Raw genomic sequence first — 15,080 nt, 5'->3', positions numbered from 1 at the left:
AACCCGTGCGCCGGTTGAAGCAGAGCAAAGGCCGCGAGGCGGGTGGTCGGTCCGGCCAAGGGGTGCGGCGGCGGTGCGGGCGCGGCGTGCTCAGCCCTGGTGCCGGGTCGCGGTGAGCCGGGCGGCGCGCATGCGCAGGTACCGCTGCTCCGGCAGGCTCGTCGTCAGGTCGGCCGCGGCGCCGTAGTCGGCAACCGCGCGCTTCCGGTCGCCGGCCATCTCGTACAGGTGGGCGCGGGCGGCGGGCAACCGGTGGTGTCCGGCGAGCCGGGGATCGGCGGCGAGGGCGTCGAGGGCGGCCAGCCCGGCGGCCGGACCGTGCACCATGGCGGTCGCGACCGCCCGGTTGAGCGACACCACCGGCCCGGGTGCCAGCCGCTCCAGCACCTCGTACAGCGCCAGGATCTGCGGCCAGTCGGTCTCCTCGGCGCTCGCCGCCTCGTCGTGCAGGGCGGCGATGGCCGCCTGCACCTGGTACGGGCCGACCGGCCCCCGGGGCAGCGCCCAGGTGACCAGCGCGACGCCCTCCGCGATGGCCACCGCGTCCCACCGCGAGCGGTCCTGGTCGGCCAGCGAGATCAGCTCCCCGCCGGGGCCGGTGCGCGCGGCGGCGCGCGCGTCGGTGAGCAGCATGAGCGCGAGCAGCCCGGCGACCTCGCTCTCGTCGGGCAGCGCCGCGTGCAGCGTCCGGGTCAGCCGGACCGCCTCCTCGGCCAGGTCGACCCGCCGCAGGTCCGGGCCGACGCTGGCGGTGTGTCCCTCCGTGAAGATCAGGTACAGCACGTGCAGCACCGCCGCCAGGCGGGCCGGACGCTCCTCGACGTCCGGCATCCGGAACGGCACCCCGGAGGCGCGGATTCGCTGCTTGGCGCGGCTGATCCGCTGCGCCATCGTGGCCTCGGGCACGAGGAACGCCCGGGCGATCTCCGCCGTGGTCAGGCCGCCGACCGCCCGCAGGGTGAGCGCGATCGCCGAGGCGGGGGAGAGCGCCGGGTGGGTGCAGAGGAGGAGCAGCACCAGGGTGTCGTCGCGGTCCGCGCCCAGTTCCTTGTCCGCCGCCGGAGCGGCCCGGCGGTCGTCCGGCTCGCGGGTGGCGGCCAGGTTCTCCCGACGCCGCCGGGCCGCCTCGGAGCGGACCAGCTCGACCATCCGGCGGTACGCGACCTGGACCAGCCAGCCCCGGGGGTTGTCCGGCAGTCCCTCGACCGGCCACTGGGTCACCGCCGCGAGCAGCGCCTCCTGGACCGCGTCCTCGGCGGTGGCGAAGTCACCGAAGCGGCGGGCGAGCACACCGAGGACCTGCGGCGCCAGGTCGCGCAGCAGGTCCTCGACGTCACGGTCGACCGTGTCCAGCTGTCACAGCTCCTCGGGCGGGGCCGACATGACCGGGTGCACCTCGATCGGCATGTTCAGCGGCCGGCCGCCGGGGCCCGGCGCGGTGGAGATGTGCGCGGCGATCGCGACCGCCCGCTCCGGGGCGTCGACGTCCACGATCCACCAGCCGGCGAGGAACTCCTTCGTCTCGGCGAACGGCCCCTCGGTGACGACGGGCTCGCCGCCGCTGCCGGCCCGGACGATCTTCGCCTGCGCCGGCCCGCCGAGGCCCTCACCCTGGACCCACTCGCCGTCGGCGACCAGCTTCGCGTTGACCTCTCCCATGAACCCGATGTGCGCCCGGATCTCCTCCGGCGTCCAGGTGTGGATCGGCGGGAAGTCGGTGCCGGCGGCGCTGAACTGCATGAGCAACATGTACTTCACGTCTGGCTCCTCAGGTCTCGGGCACCATCGTCGGTGCTCTCACCCGTAGGTAGAAGCAGGCGCACCGCCGCTCGACATCCGGCGCGGAAAAATCTCCGGGAATCTCAGTCGAGCACGGTGACCTCCAGCAGCAGGGCCTGCTCCGGGTGCAGCGCCGGCGCCGGGAGCCCGACCGAGGCGAGGACGGCACCGGTCAGCGTGGCGCCACCGGCGGCCACCCAGCCGGGCTCGGTCATCTGGAGCGTCGCCGGTTCCGGCACGCCCGCCGCCGGTCGGACCGCGTACCGCCGGTGCCGGTCCAGGCCGGGGAGCCGGACCGGCCCGGGCACCTGGGCGACCGAGGTGGCCAGGCGCGCCACCGCGTACACCGCGCGGGAACCGTCGTGTGCGACCACGCCGTGCGCCCAGACGGCCGGGTCCGGGTGGTCGACCCGGACCACCCGCCCGGCGTGCAGCAGCGGGCGGAGCCGCTTGTGCAGGGCCACCCAGGCGGTCAGCTCCCGGCGTTCGTCGGCACTGATCGCGCCGATGTCCCACTCGATGCCGTGGTGGCCGAAGAGCGCGGCCGCCGCCCGGAAGCCCAGGTCGTGGACGCGGTGGGTGGTGTGCGACCGCTCCGGCCCGATGTGCGTGCCGACCAGTTCGGGCGGCAGCAGCAGCCCGGTCCAGCGCTGGATGGCCAGCCGTTCGAGGGCGTCGTTGCAGTCGCTGGCCCAGACCCGGTCGGTGCGCCGGAGGATCTCCAGGTCGACCCGGGCGCCGCCGGAGGCGCAGCTCTCGATCTCGACGTCCGGGTGCCGGGCACGCAGCTCGTCGAGGAGCCGGTAGACCGCGACGGTCTGCTCGTGTACGCCCGGCCGGCCGTGGTGGCCGGCCTCGGTGAGGTCCCGGTTGTGGTCCCACTTGAGGTAGCTGATGCCGGGGTGCTCGGTGAGCAGCGCGTCGAGCCGGCCGAGCAGGTACCCGTACGCCTCCGGGTGGGCGACGTCGAGCACCTGTTGGTGCCGCCACTCGGGCGGCAGCCGGCCGGGCACCGAGAGCACCCACTCGGGGTGGGTGCGGAACACGTCCGAGTCGGGGTTGACCATCTCCGGCTCGACCCACAGCCCGAACGCCATTCCGTGGCCGGTCACGTGGTCGACGAGCGGCGTCAGACCGTCCGGCCAGACCTTCTCGTCGACGTACCAGTCGCCGAGGCCGGCGCGGTCGTGCCGCCGGCCCCGGAACCAACCGTCGTCGAGGACGAACCGTTCCACGCCGACCTCGGCGGCCCGGTCGGCGAGGGCGCGCAACCGGTCCAGGTCGTGGTCGAAGTAGACCGCCTCCCAGACGTTGAGGGTGACCGGCCGGGGCGTCCGCGGGTGGGTCGGCCGGGCGCGCAGGTGCCGGTGCAGGGCGTCGCTGAGGCCGTCCAGCCCGGTGTCGGACCACACCGCGTACAGCAGCGGGGTGGCGTACTCGGCGCCCGGGGCGAGCAGCACCTCGCCGGGGGCCAGCAACTCGCCGCCGCCGAGGATCGAGTCGCCGGTGGGCCGGCGCTCCGCGAAGGTCACGTGGTCCCCGCTCCACGCGGTGTGCACCGCCCACACCTCGCCGTGCCCGAACCCGAACCCGGCCGTGCCGGCCACCAGCAGCAGCGTGGCGTCGTGGCCGGTGCGGCCGTGCCGGCCCTCCCGTACCCAGGTGCCCATCGACCACGGGTGCCGCTGCGGCGACCGTTCCCGGCACCACCGGCCGGTGAGGTCGAGCAGTTCGGTGGCGACCGCCGGCACCGGCAGCACCGGGGTCAGCTCCCGCAGTTCGTAACCGGTCGTGCCGTCGTTGCGCAGCCGGTGCCGCACGGTCAGCACACCGTGCGGGTCCAGCGTCAGCTCCACGGCGAGGGACAGGCCGGCGGCCGGGTCCGACGCCCGCACGGTCACCCGCGCCGTGCCGGCCCCGTCGTGGTCCCGCTCCCCGTCGGGTACGCGCACCGCCTCCCCGCCCGCGGCCACGCGGCTCGGTTCCGGCCCGTCGTCGTCGACGTCGACGCCGGCCAGGCGGAACGCGGTGCACCAGGCCGCGCCGTCGCGGTGCCCGGCCAGTGCCGGCCGGCCGCTCCACCCGGCGCCGGGCTCGGGCAGCAGGGACAGCACGGTCGGCGCGTCGAAGCTGCTCGGCACCACCGGCGGGACGGTCGCGGCGACCAGGGTGGCCAGGTCCCCGTCGGTGAGCGGGCCCAGGTCGGCGCCCCAGTGGACGACGCGCGGCAGCCCGGGCCCGCGCGCGTCGAGCACCAGGCTGGTCCGGGCGCGGCGCAGGTGCAGGATCGTCATCCCTTGCTGGCTCCCAGGGTGAGGCCCCGGACGAACTGCTTCTGCAACAGGAAGAAGATCACCAGGGTGGGGATCGCGACCAGCACGGAGCCGGCCGACACGAGGTTGTTGTCGGTGAAGAACTCGCCGCGCAGGTTGTTGAGCGAACTGGTGACCGGGAACTTGTCGCCGGTCCGCATGAGCACGGTGGCCCAGAAGAACTCGTTGTAGATCCAGGTCACCTCCAGCGTCGCCAGGGCCGCCAGGGCGGGCCGGCACAGCGGCATGGTCACCTGCCAGTACTGCCGCCACACGCTCGCCCCGTCGACCATCGCCGCCTCGTACAGGTCGCGGGGGAGCGCCTTCATGTAGTTGCTCAGCACGAACACGCAGAAGCCGCACTGGAAGGCGACGTTGACCAGGATCAGCCCCCAGTAGCTGTCGTACAGCAGCTCCGAGTCGCTCATGAACTCCGGCAGCGGCACCTGGGTGAAGAGGCGGAACAGCGGGATCAGCAGAGCCTGCTGGGGCAGCAGGTTCGCCGCGGTGAACAGGCCGAGCAGGATCAGGTTGGTCCGCCAGCTGAACCGCGCGATGACGAACGCGACGCACGAGGCGAGGAAGAGGGTCAGCAGCACCGCCGGCACGGTGATGTACACGGAGTTGAGGAAGTGCTGCCCGAACTCGGCGGTCCGCCACGCGGTGACGTAGTTGTCGAAGGTCCAGCCGCCGAGCGAGACGTAGCCGTTGGCGGCGGTGTACTCGTACGACCGCAGCGAGGTGAGCACGGCCCACAGGATCGGGAACAGCCAGCTCACCGCCACGGCGGCGAGGAAGACGTGCAGCAGCACCCGGGCCGGGCGCAGCGGCCGGCGGGCCGGGGCCGGAGCGGTGGCCTCGCTCATCGCCGGTCCTCCCTCATGACGGTGGCCAGGTAGACGGTGATGAAGACCAGCGAGACGACCAGCATGATGGTCGCCAGCGCGGAGCCGAAGCCGATCCGGCTGGCCTCGCCGACGACGTTCGCGGTGACCAGCGCGGAGATCAGCTCCAGGCCGTTGCGACCCTTGTTGATCACCCAGACCAGGTCGAACGCGCGCAGCGACTCGATCACCGTCACGACCAGCACGATGATGTTGATCGGTCGCATGACCGGGAAGACCACCTTGAAGAAGGTGCTGGGTTCCGAGGCGCCGTCGACGGCGGCGGCCTCCCGCAGCGACGGGTCCACACCCTTCAGCCCGGCCAGGTACAGCAGCATGATGTAGCCGACGTGTCGCCACCCGGCCGCGACGAGCACCGCCCAGATGTTGACGTCCGGGTCGCCGTACCAGTCGACGTCGGTGCCGAAGACGCCGTTGAGCAGCCCCTGGTCGCGCGAGTAGATGAGCTGCCAGACGAAGCCGATCAGCGCGAGGGAGAGCACGACCGGCAGGTAGAGCGCGGTCTGGTAGAACCGGGTGCCGCGCAGTTCCTTGTCGAGCAGGACGGCCAGGAACATCCCGATCGGGGTGGCTACCACGAAGAGCGCGGCCAGCCAGAGCAGGTTGTTCTGCACGGCCGGGACGAACGGCGGGTAGATGTTCACCACGTCGGAGTAGTTGCGGGCACCGACGAACTCGATCTCGCTGACCGGGCCGATGCCGTCCCAGTCGGTGGTCGACAGCGCCACCGTGGCCAGCGCCGGCAGCCAGACGAGGGCGACGACGAGCAGCAGCGGTACGAGCACCATCAGCGCGATGACCACGCGGTCGGTGCGGGACAGGAGCCGTAGCCGGCGGCCGCGCCCACCGGTGGTGGTGGTCGCGGCCGGCGGCGGTACGGCGCGGTCCGCTTGGACCAGGGGCAGGTCGGACACGATGTCCTCCCCCTTCCGCCGTCAGTCGGTGAAGATCGACTTCTTCTGGTTCTCGATGCTGGTGGTGAGTCCGTCGATGTCGGCCGGGTCCTTGATGAACTGCTGGAGCGCCGGGATGATCACCGTCGACGCGAAGTCCGGGCGGGTGTCCCGGTCGAGGAACTGGGCGATCTCGGTGGCCGAGCCGACCAGTTCGGCGGCCTTCTTCTGCAGCGCGGTGTAGCCGCTGGTGTCCGCCTCGGTGTTGGCGACCAGGGTGCTCGGGTCGTTCTTCACGGTGATGTCCGCGGCGGCCTTGGAGCCGACGTACTCCAGCAGCTTCTTGGCGTTCTCCTCCTCCTTCGGCCGGCGGGCCATCATGTAGCCGTCGATCGGCGCGTCCAGGGCCTTCGCCCCGATCGCCGGGTCGATCTCGGGGAACGTGAAGAAGTCCAGGTCGTCCTGCTCGTCGTTGTTGAACTGCTGGGCGACGAAGAGACCGAGCAGGTACATGCCGCTCTTCTTCTGCTGGAGCGACTGGGCCGCCTCCTGCCAGGTGCGGCCGAGGCTGTCCGGCTGGTGCAGGGGCAGCAGGCCGCGCCAGGCGTCGAAGACCTTTTTCACCTTGTCGGAGGTCCACGACTCCTTGCCGGCCATCAGGTCGACGTGGAACTGGTAGCCGTTGATCCGCAGGTTGAGGATGTCGAAGGTGCCCATCGCCGGCCAGCCGTCCTTGTCGGCGAAGGCGATCGGGACCAGGCCGTCCTTCTTCATCTCGGCGGCGAGGGTGGTCAGCTCGTCGAGCGTCTTCGGCACCTGGTAGCCGTTCTGTTGCCACACCGACTTCCGGTAGAACATCGCCCACGGGTAGTACGACGAGGGGACGAAGTACTGCTTGCCGTCGTCGCCGGTGGACGCCTTCTTGAACGCGTCCGACATCCCGGAGAGCTTGCCCCAGATGTCGCTGAGGTCGCCGGCGAGGCCGCGCGCGGCGAAGAACCGCATCCGGTAGCCGGCGAACCACATGAAGACGTCGTCCGGCTTGCCCTGGAGGTAGTTGTTGATGTTCTCCTGGTAGGTGTTGTGGTCGACGGTGTTGATCGCGACCTGGAGGCCGGACGAGGTCTGGAAGCCGTCCACGACCTTCGCGATCACGTCCTTGGGCTTCGGGTCGGACTGGTTGGAGCCGAGCGACACCGTCTTGGAGCCCGAGCCGCCCGAGTCGTCGCCGCCGCAGCCGGCGAGCAGGCCGGTGCCGAGCAGCGCGCCGGTGCCGGCGGCGCCCGCGAGCAGCGAGCGGCGGCGGAGGCCGGCGACCGAGGGGGGTACGAGCCGGGCGAGGTACTCGGCTTGGGATCGGGGACGGGACATGGTGCCTCCTGCGGATGAGAAGGTGCTGCGCCCGAGGGCCGTCGGCTGGCAGTACCACCCGTCGTGATCCCACATGCCGATCCACCGAGAACCCACATTGGCGAACACGAACTGCCAGTGGCCGCTCAAGCTACTCGTTCGACCGCTTCTGTCAAGAGGGGTGTGCCGGGTGGATAACCCAGTCGTGACAAGCCTGTTACGAGGTAAACGTTGGAAAGAATGTCGATGTTGGAAAGTGTTGACTTGCGCCTCTCCCGGGGGCACCCTCTGCTGTCATGCGGCGGTGGCAGGGTGAGCGGATCTTCTTCGGCGGCGACTACAACCCGGAGCAGTGGCCCGAGGAGACCTGGGCCGAGGACGTCGCGCTGATGCGCCGGGCCGGCGTCAACCTGGTCTCCGTCGGCATCTTCTCCTGGGCTCTCCTCGAACCCGGGCCGGGCCGGTACGAATTCGGCTGGCTCGACCGGGTGCTGGACCTGCTGCACGACGGCGGCGTCGCGGTCGACCTGGCCACCGCCACCGCCAGCCCGCCACCGTGGCTGGCCCGCCGGCACCCGGAGACGCTGCCCCGCCGCGCCGACGGCGGGATCCTCTGGCCCGGCGGCCGGCAGGCCTACTGCCCCAGCTCGCCGGTGTTCCGGGAGCGCTCGCTCGCCCTGGTCGAGGCCGTCGCGAGCCGGTACGCCCACCACCCGGCCGTGGTCATGTGGCACGTCTCCAACGAGCTGGGCTGCCACAACGTGCACTGCTACTGCGACGTCAGCGCCGAGGCGTTCCGCGGCTGGCTGCGGGACCGCTACGGCACGCTGGACGCGCTCAACGACGCCTGGGGGACCGCGTTCTGGAGCCAGCGCTACGGCGACTGGGCGGAGGTCAACCCGCCCCGCCTCGCACCGACCTTCGCCAACCCCACCCAGCAGCTCGACTTCCTGCGGTTCTCCTCCGACGAGCAGCGCGCCCAGCTCCGGGCCGAGCGGGCGGTGCTGGCCCGCCTGGTGACCCGGCCGGTTACCACGAACTTCATGATCGGCACCGGCATCAAGTACCTGGACTACCACTCCTGGGCGTCCGACGTGGACGTCGTCGCCAACGACCACTACCTGACCGCGGCCGACCCGGAGTCACACGTCGGACTGGCCCTCGCCGCCGACCACACCCGCGGCGTGGCCGGCGGTGAGCCGTGGCTGCTGATGGAACACTCCACCAGTGCGGTCAACTGGCAGCCGCGCAACGTCGCCAAGACCCCCGGGCAGCTGCGGCGCAACAGTCTCGCCCACGTCGCGCGCGGCGCCGACGGCGTGCTGTTCTTCCAGTGGCGGGCCTCGCGGGCCGGCGCGGAGAAGTTCCACTCCGCGCTGGTGCCGCACGCCGGCCCGGACACCAAGGTGTTCCGCGAGGTGTGCCGGCTCGGCGCCGACCTCGCGGCGCTGTCGGAGGTGATCGGCAGCCGGGTGGACGCCGACGTGGCGATCCTGTTCGACTACGAGGCATGGTGGGGCGTCGAGTTGGATTCCCACCCCAGCGTCGACGTCACGTACGCCGACCGGCTCGAAGCGCTCTACGGGGCGCTGTGGCGGGCCGGCGTCACCGCGGACGTCGTGCACCCGTCCGCCGACCTGTCCGGCTACCGCCTGGTGCTGGTCCCCACCCTGTACCTGGTGCGGGACGCGCACGTCGCCGCGCTGCGCGCCTTCGTCGAGGCCGGTGGGACGGCCCTGGTCACCTACTTCAGCGGAATCGTCGACGAGCACGACCACATCCGGCTCGGCGGGTACCCGGGTGCGTTCCGGGACCTGCTCGGCGTCCGCGCGGAGGAGTTCTTCCCGCTGCGGGCGGGGGAGCGGGTCAACCTGGACGACGGGTCGGTAGCCGACGTGTGGACCGAGTGGCTGCACGTCGAGGGCGCCGAGGTGCTGTCCGCGTACGCCGACGGGCCGCTGCCGGGCGTACCGGCGGTGACCCGGCACCCGGTCGGCGCGGGCGCCGCCTGGTACGTCGGCACCCGCCTGGACGGCGCGGCGACGGACCGCCTCGTGGCCCGGCTGATCGCCGAGGCCGGGGTGCGGCCGCCGGCCGACGCGCCGCCCGGCGTCGAGGTGGTCCGGCGGCGGGACGGGGAGCGGAGCTGGTTGTTCGTCCTCAACCACACCGGCGAGGAGGTCCGGCTCGCCGCCAGCGGCACCGAACTGCTCGGCGGGGCGTCCTGCGCCGGCGAGCTGACCGTCCCGCCCGGCGAGGTGGCCGTCGTACGGGAGGACGTACCCGTGGCGTCGACGGCCGTGGCCGCCGCGGACCCGCTGGCCCCCGCCGCGGACGCCGCCTGAGCTGGTTGTCCTTGCCCACGACGCGCGAAGGAGGTTCGATGCTCGCCCAGCAGCGGCAGACCGCCATCCTCGACCTGATCCGGCAGCGGGGCGGCGTGCGCGTCAGTCACCTGGTGAGCCGGTTCGGCGTCTCCGACATGACCATCCGGCGGGACCTGGAGGTGCTGGCCGAGCGTGGGCTGGTCGACAAGGTGCACGGCGGCGCGACGCTGGCCGGCCCCGGGTCCGCCGAGGAGCCCGGCTTCGCCGCCAAGTCGGTGCGCCAGCAGGCCGAGAAGCGGGCCATCGCCGAACGGGCCGCGACGCTCGTCGAGCCCGGCATGGCGATCGCGCTCTCCGCCGGCACCACCACCGCCGCGCTGGCCGGCCTCCTCGCCGACGTCCGTGGGCTGACCGTGGTGACCAATTCGATCCCGGTCGCCGACGCCCTCTACCAGAACCCGCGCGCCGACCAGACGGTCGTGCTGACCGGTGGCATCCGCACGCCGTCGGACGCGCTGACCGGGCCGGTCGCCGAGGCCGCCATCGGATCGCTCAACGTGGACCTGCTCTTCCTCGGCGTACACGGGATGAGCCCGCGCACCGGCTTCACCACCCCGAACCTCCTGGAGGCGGGCGTGAACCGGGCCCTGATCGCCGCGTCCCGGCGGCTGGTCGTGCTCGCCGACCACACCAAGTGGGAGACGATCGGCATCGCCACCATCGCCCCGCTGGAGGACGCGGACGTGCTGGTCACCGACGCCGGCCTGCCGGCCGAGGCGCGCGGCCAGATCGGCGACCAGGTCGGTGAGCTGATGATCGTGGACCCCGTCCCGCTCTGACCTCACAGGGACGGTAGGTTCCACCGCTTCGGCTGAGTCACGACGTCCAAATCGTCGGGGCCGCCGACCAATGCCCTACCCGCGAGTGCGATTGCCCTACCCGCGAGTGCGATCGTGCACCGGCGCAGCTGGCGATGGTCCAGTACTGCCTTTGGAGCTGACGTCGTCCATGGATCAGGCCTTTCTGCGGGGGCAGGGACGGGCCAGTGTGGTAAACGAGTCAGTTCCAAAGGCGCTCCTCCGGTACGACTCCGCGCGCCGACCACCGGGCACTCGGCCACGCTGAACCAGCGCATCCGCGCCAGTCGACCCACCACGGGAGACGCTGGACGCGGTCCGACCGCCGTTGCGCGGACCGGTCACCATGGCGGCGAGCGCCGACCAGCCTTCTGTGCCGGTCACCGAAGGAGGCCACCCAATGCAGATCGGCTCCCGACTCGCCGCCGTCACCGTCCTCCTGACTGTCGCGGCGGTGCTGGTGCCGGCGGCTCCGGCCGCCGCCGACCTGAACGGCTGCTACGACTCGACCACGCCACGGTTCCAGGATCCGGCCCCCTGGTCGGCGCCCGGCAACGTCCACACCGGTTGGAGCACGCCGGCCGGCGTCGTCCGGGGCGACGCGTTCCGGATCACGGCGACCGGCAACGTGCGGATCGACTTCTGGGGCACCACCAAGAACGTCGCCGGTGAGCTGCCGCTGCCGCCGGACAACGGTGACTGGCCGGCTCCCGACGCGCCCCGCTACGCGTTGATCGCGCGGGCGGGCGTGATCCACTCGATGCCGGCGGCGTCGAGTTGACCTTGCGGTTTTCCAACACGGCGTTGCGGCTGGTCCCGGGACCGCCAGCGGTGGGAGACTTTCAGCGACCTCACAGCGCCGCCCGATACCGTGCCCCCGTCAACCGTCCCGCTCCGGCAGAGCGTGGGCACCAGACCCAGCGGGAGTTCCGATGGTCTTCAAGAAGATGTTGAGCGCGTTCGGCGTCGGCGGCCCCAGCGTGGACACCGTCCTGACGAACCCGAACACTCGGCCCGGCCTGACCCTCGAGGGGCAGGTCAACCTGCTCGGCGGGGACGCGCCGGCGGCCATCGAGCAGATCGTCGTCGGCCTGGTCACCCGGGTCGAGATGGAGGGCCACGACACCGAGTACGCGGGCATCATGGAGTTCCACCGGATGCCCGTCTCCGGGCCGCTCCAGCTCGCCGCGAAGCAGCAGCTGTCCATCCCGTTCCAGCTGCCGGTGCCGTGGGAGACCCCGATCACCGACGTGTACGGCCAGCGCCTGCACGGCATGACGATGGGTCTGCGCACCGAGCTGGCGATCGCCCGGGCCGTCGACAAGAGCGACCTGGACCAGGTCAACGTGCACCCGCTGCCGGTGCACGAGCGGATCCTGGAGGCGTTCCAGCGGCTCGGCTTCCGGTTCAAGCACGCCGACCTGGAGCGCGGCCACATCCGGGGGACGCAGCAGACGCTGCCGTTCTACCAGGAGATCGAGTTCTTCGCCGCTCCGCAGTACGCGCAGACCATCAACGAGGTCGAGCTGACGTTCGTCACCAGCCCGCACGGGGTGGACGTGATCCTGGAGTGCGACAAGCGCGGCGGCTTCTTCAGCTCCGGGCACGACGTGTTCGGCCGTTACCAGGTCTCGCACGCCGACGCCGACCGGGTCGACTGGACGCAGGTGGTCGACGGCTGGCTGCGGGAGACGACCTCCCGCTACGGCAGCCTGCGGGCGCAGGGCTTCGGCATGCCGCACCAGCACGGCCACGGGCACCACGGCCGTGGGATGGGTGTCGGCGGGGTGGTCGCCGGGGCCGCACTCGGCATGGCCGGCGGCATGATCGCCGGCGAGATGATCGAGGACGCGGTCGAGGGCGACTTCGGCGGGGACTTCGGCGGCTTCGAGGAGTAGGACCGGACAAGCGTCGGTGCCCTCCGGGACGGATCCCGGAGGGCACCGACGGTTTCAGCGGTCAACGCCGACCCGCGCGTCGCTCCTCGCCGGAGCGCCGAGCGGTACCGGCCTTCGCCAGACCCCGGCTGACGAGGTAGGCGGCGGTCAGGATGGACAGGTACCACCACGCGAGGGTCGGGTTGTTGATGTTCAGCCCGTCGGTGGCCGAACCTCGCCAGAACGCGGCGATCACCACGACCGCGACCGCGGCGGCGTAGATCCAGAATTCGGTCGTCAGGAACGACTGCTTCGTCTCCGTACCGGGCGACGGCATCTGTTCCCGGCGCCCGTCGGGTATCGCCGCCATCGGGCGGGTGGGCGTCTCCTGCATCGCCGCGCGGTTCTGCACGTCCGTCGCGGGACGGTTCATCGGCCTGGTGGATGCAGCCTGCGTGCTCATCTGTCCTCCCGAGGATGCGATGAGTACCTGCGATCCCTCGCCCCGCTACCGCGTGTCGGCCACGGCACGGTTCACGTACTTGGCGGGGGCACCCCGCGTCTACCCGACCGGCCGGGGGCAGTAACACCACCCCCGGCCGCGAATCGGTCTTCGTCAGCGCAGGCCGTTGCGGATCGCCACGCCGATCAGCAGGTCCGGGTCGTCGGTGATGATCCCGTCGACACCGAGGTCGATGACCCGCTGCATCACGGTCGCGTCGTTGACGGTGTACGGCACCACGCTCAGCCCGTACCGCCGCTGAAGGGTACGGACGTCCGGTCCGTGGAAGTATGCCGGGTTCTCCCGCAGGTACCAGTCGGCGGACGCGACGATGCCCTGCGCCGGGTCGTGCACCTGCCAGTTCGACGAGACCGTCCCGGCGCCGGCGGCCCGGACGAGCTTGCCGAGGTCCCGGTACCGCCACCAGTCCAGGCCCCCGGTCCACGGGCTCTTCACCCGGGGGTCGCCGTAGACCGCCCGCAGCGAGCACTCGTCGGCGAGGCTCGCGCACTCGGCCGGACCGTACTGCCAGACCAGGGCGACGGTGTCGATGCGGCGGTCCAGCTTGCGGGCGTACCGGATGGTCCGCCAGTCGAACGACTGGATGGTGACCCGGTCGGTGAAGCGGGCCCGCTGGATCGCCGTGACGAGCTTGCGGGTGAAGACGTCGTACGGCGCGGTGTCGTTCACCACCGGGCTGATCTTCGTCTCGATGTTCAGCCGGACGTCGTCCCGGCCGCTGCTGCGCACCAGCGTGAGGACCTCGTCCAGGGTGGGGATGCGCGCGCCCGGCACGGCGACCTGGTCCGGCGCGTCGGCCGGCGTCCTCGAGCCGCAGTCCAGCGTCTTGAGCTGCGCCAGGGTCAGGTCGTGTACCCGCTTGCCGACGTACGGGAACTCCGGGTCACCGGGCCAGGCCGGCGCGGTGTCCTCGCAGTGCGAACCGTTGATCGTCCGGTCGTGCAGCACGACCAGGTGACCGTCGGCGCTGACGCCGGTGTCCAGCTCCAGGGTGGAGATCGCCGGGTTCTCCAGCGCGTGCGCGAACGCCGGGAGGGTGTTCTCCGGCCGGGTGGCCCGGCCGCCCCGGTGGGCCTGGATGTCGAACGGCGACGCGTACGCCTCGGGCAGCCGCATCCCGCGCTGGGCGAGCAGGCCGCGCAGCCGGTCCGGGTAGTCGGTGATGATGCCGTCCACGCCGTCGTCGAGCAGCTTCGCCATGGTGGGGACGTCGTTGATCGTCCACGGCACGACGGTGATCCCGTGCCGGTGGGCGTGCGCCACCATCTCCTTCGTCACGTACGGGCGGTAGGTCGGGTCGGTGACCGTGCCGTTCTGCGGGAAGCCGTGCACCGGCGAGAAGGTCTTCGCGCCGAAGGTGCGGATCGCCGCGATCGGGTCGCCGCCGAAGTCGTCGATGTCCAGCCCGCCGAGCCACGGCGAGGCGCCCGGCTGCCCGGTCTGGAGGAAGTCGTAGTTGGTCAGGGCGACCAGCGGCAGCCGCGGCTCGACCTGGCGCATCCGCATCAGCGCGCCCCAGTCGAAGCTCTGGATGGTCACCTGCTTCAGCATCCCGGCGGCCCGGATCTCGGCCGCCGTGACCTGGACGAACTGCTCACGCGGCGCGGTCTCGCTGGGCGCGCCGGCCTCCACCTTGGTCTCGATGTTGAGCTTCACGTCGTCCGCCCGGTGCCGCTTGACCAGCGCGAACACCTCGCGCAGCAGCGGCATGCGGGCACCCGGCACGGCGAGCTGACCGGGGCGGTCGGCGAGGGTCCTCGTGCCGCAGTCGAGGGTGCGGACCTGCGCCAGCGTGAGCGTGTTGACGTACTTCCCGACGTACGGGAACTCCGGGTCGCCCGGGGTCGCCGGTGCGGTGTCCACGCACTTGGCGCCGCTGACGCGCCGGTCGTGGGTGACGACGGCCTGGCCGTCCTCGGTGATCTGCACGTCCAGTTCCAGGGTGTCCACGCCCAGGTGGAGCGCGTTGCCGAAGGACGCGAGGGTGCTCTCCACCCGCAACCCGAGGCCGCCGCGGTGGGCCTGCAGGTCGAATGTCCGGTCCGGTCGCGGCTTCGCCTCGGCGGGCGCCGCGAGCCCGGCTGTCACGGTCGCCGCCACCAGGGCGGCGACGGCGGTGCGGCGTACGTTGCGCACGCTCTTTTCTCCCTCCCGCGGGGGTTTCCCGCTGGTTCGCCGCTCAGCATCGGCAGCGTGGACGGCGGGCGGGCGAGCAGCGGGCGACGTCCGGGTGAACCGGCCGTGCGGGTTTGGCCGG

12 protein-coding genes are annotated in these 15,080 nt (G+C 71.9%); 4 read left to right on the top strand and 8 right to left on the bottom strand.

Annotated elements, in window-relative coordinates; translation table 11 throughout:
- Positions 1-90 precede the first annotated feature (90 nt).
- From ACN26Y_RS29010 to ACN26Y_RS28985, 6 genes are all read right to left on the bottom strand, one after another.
- On the bottom strand, positions 91-1,353 hold the full coding sequence (locus tag ACN26Y_RS29010; RefSeq protein WP_422734986.1) for an RNA polymerase sigma factor: 1,263 nt from the start codon (positions 1,351-1,353) through the stop codon (positions 91-93).
- Between the two features lie 3 nt (positions 1,354-1,356).
- Positions 1,357-1,749 (bottom strand): YciI family protein, encoded by a 393-nt coding sequence (locus ACN26Y_RS29005; RefSeq protein WP_230689114.1) that lies wholly within the window; start codon positions 1,747-1,749, stop codon positions 1,357-1,359.
- 113 nt (positions 1,750-1,862) lie between these two features.
- A complete protein-coding gene (locus ACN26Y_RS29000) occupies positions 1,863-4,073 on the bottom strand; it encodes an alpha-galactosidase (protein ID WP_422733943.1) in 2,211 nt (736 codons plus the stop codon).
- On the bottom strand, positions 4,070-4,957 hold the full coding sequence (locus ACN26Y_RS28995; RefSeq protein ID WP_155333257.1) for a carbohydrate ABC transporter permease: 888 nt from the start codon (positions 4,955-4,957) through the stop codon (positions 4,070-4,072). Before ACN26Y_RS28995 ends, ACN26Y_RS29000 begins: the two co-directional genes overlap by 4 nt.
- A complete protein-coding gene (locus tag ACN26Y_RS28990; protein WP_155333256.1) occupies positions 4,954-5,910 on the bottom strand; it encodes a carbohydrate ABC transporter permease in 957 nt (318 codons plus the stop codon). The genes ACN26Y_RS28995 and ACN26Y_RS28990 overlap by 4 nt, the downstream gene beginning before the upstream one ends.
- 21 nt (positions 5,911-5,931) lie before the next feature.
- Positions 5,932-7,260: an ABC transporter substrate-binding protein gene (locus ACN26Y_RS28985; protein WP_155333255.1), complete on the bottom strand. Its 1,329-nt coding sequence runs from the start codon at positions 7,258-7,260 to the stop codon at positions 5,932-5,934.
- Positions 7,261-7,535: 275 nt separating this feature from the next.
- On the opposite strand from ACN26Y_RS28985, the gene ACN26Y_RS28980 reads away from it, so the two are divergent.
- From ACN26Y_RS28980 to ACN26Y_RS28965, 4 genes are all read left to right on the top strand, one after another.
- Complete coding sequence (locus tag ACN26Y_RS28980) at positions 7,536-9,584, top strand: beta-galactosidase (protein ID WP_422733941.1); 2,049 nt, start codon at positions 7,536-7,538, stop codon at positions 9,582-9,584.
- Between the two features lie 38 nt (positions 9,585-9,622).
- A complete protein-coding gene (locus tag ACN26Y_RS28975; RefSeq protein WP_155333253.1) occupies positions 9,623-10,405 on the top strand; it encodes a DeoR/GlpR family DNA-binding transcription regulator in 783 nt (260 codons plus the stop codon).
- Positions 10,406-10,823: 418 nt separating this feature from the next.
- Positions 10,824-11,204 carry a hypothetical protein gene (locus tag ACN26Y_RS28970; protein WP_422733940.1) on the top strand — a complete coding sequence of 127 codons (381 nt, stop codon included), beginning with the start codon at positions 10,824-10,826 and terminating at the stop codon, positions 11,202-11,204.
- Positions 11,205-11,403: 199 nt separating this feature from the next.
- Positions 11,404-12,321, top strand: a complete 918-nt coding sequence (locus tag ACN26Y_RS28965) for a sporulation protein (RefSeq protein WP_230689113.1) — start codon at positions 11,404-11,406, stop codon at positions 12,319-12,321.
- Between the two features lie 61 nt (positions 12,322-12,382).
- Here ACN26Y_RS28965 and ACN26Y_RS28960 read toward each other — a convergent pair whose 3' ends face one another.
- On the bottom strand, positions 12,383-12,763 hold the full coding sequence (locus ACN26Y_RS28960; RefSeq protein WP_422733939.1) for a hypothetical protein: 381 nt from the start codon (positions 12,761-12,763) through the stop codon (positions 12,383-12,385).
- Between the two features lie 153 nt (positions 12,764-12,916).
- Complete coding sequence (locus ACN26Y_RS28955) at positions 12,917-14,959, bottom strand: glycerophosphodiester phosphodiesterase family protein (protein WP_155333249.1); 2,043 nt, start codon at positions 14,957-14,959, stop codon at positions 12,917-12,919.
- Positions 14,960-15,080 lie beyond the last annotated feature (121 nt).

Origin of the sequence: Micromonospora sp. WMMD558 (assembly GCF_049315255.1) — a bacterium.
In the GTDB taxonomy this organism is placed as follows: domain Bacteria; phylum Actinomycetota; class Actinomycetes; order Mycobacteriales; family Micromonosporaceae; genus Micromonospora.
This window is presented reverse-complemented; position numbering and strand designations above follow the sequence as displayed.

Bases quoted from the DNA above. Each gene is read 5' to 3' on its own strand.
- ACN26Y_RS28975 (WP_155333253.1), top strand. From the start codon at position 9,623: ATGCTCGCCCAGCAGCGGCAGACCGCCATCCTCGACCTGATCCGGCAG.
- ACN26Y_RS28980 (WP_422733941.1), top strand. From the start codon at position 7,536: ATGCGGCGGTGGCAGGGTGAGCGGATCTTCTTCGGCGGCGACTACAAC.
- ACN26Y_RS28960 (WP_422733939.1), bottom strand. From the start codon at position 12,763: ATGAGCACGCAGGCTGCATCCACCAGGCCGATGAACCGTCCCGCGACG.
- ACN26Y_RS28995 (WP_155333257.1), bottom strand. From the start codon at position 4,957: ATGAGCGAGGCCACCGCTCCGGCCCCGGCCCGCCGGCCGCTGCGCCCG.
- ACN26Y_RS29000 (WP_422733943.1), bottom strand. From the start codon at position 4,073: ATGACGATCCTGCACCTGCGCCGCGCCCGGACCAGCCTGGTGCTCGAC.
- ACN26Y_RS29005 (WP_230689114.1), bottom strand. From the start codon at position 1,749: ATGTTGCTCATGCAGTTCAGCGCCGCCGGCACCGACTTCCCGCCGATC.
- ACN26Y_RS28985 (WP_155333255.1), bottom strand. From the start codon at position 7,260: ATGTCCCGTCCCCGATCCCAAGCCGAGTACCTCGCCCGGCTCGTACCC.
- ACN26Y_RS28970 (WP_422733940.1), top strand. From the start codon at position 10,824: ATGCAGATCGGCTCCCGACTCGCCGCCGTCACCGTCCTCCTGACTGTC.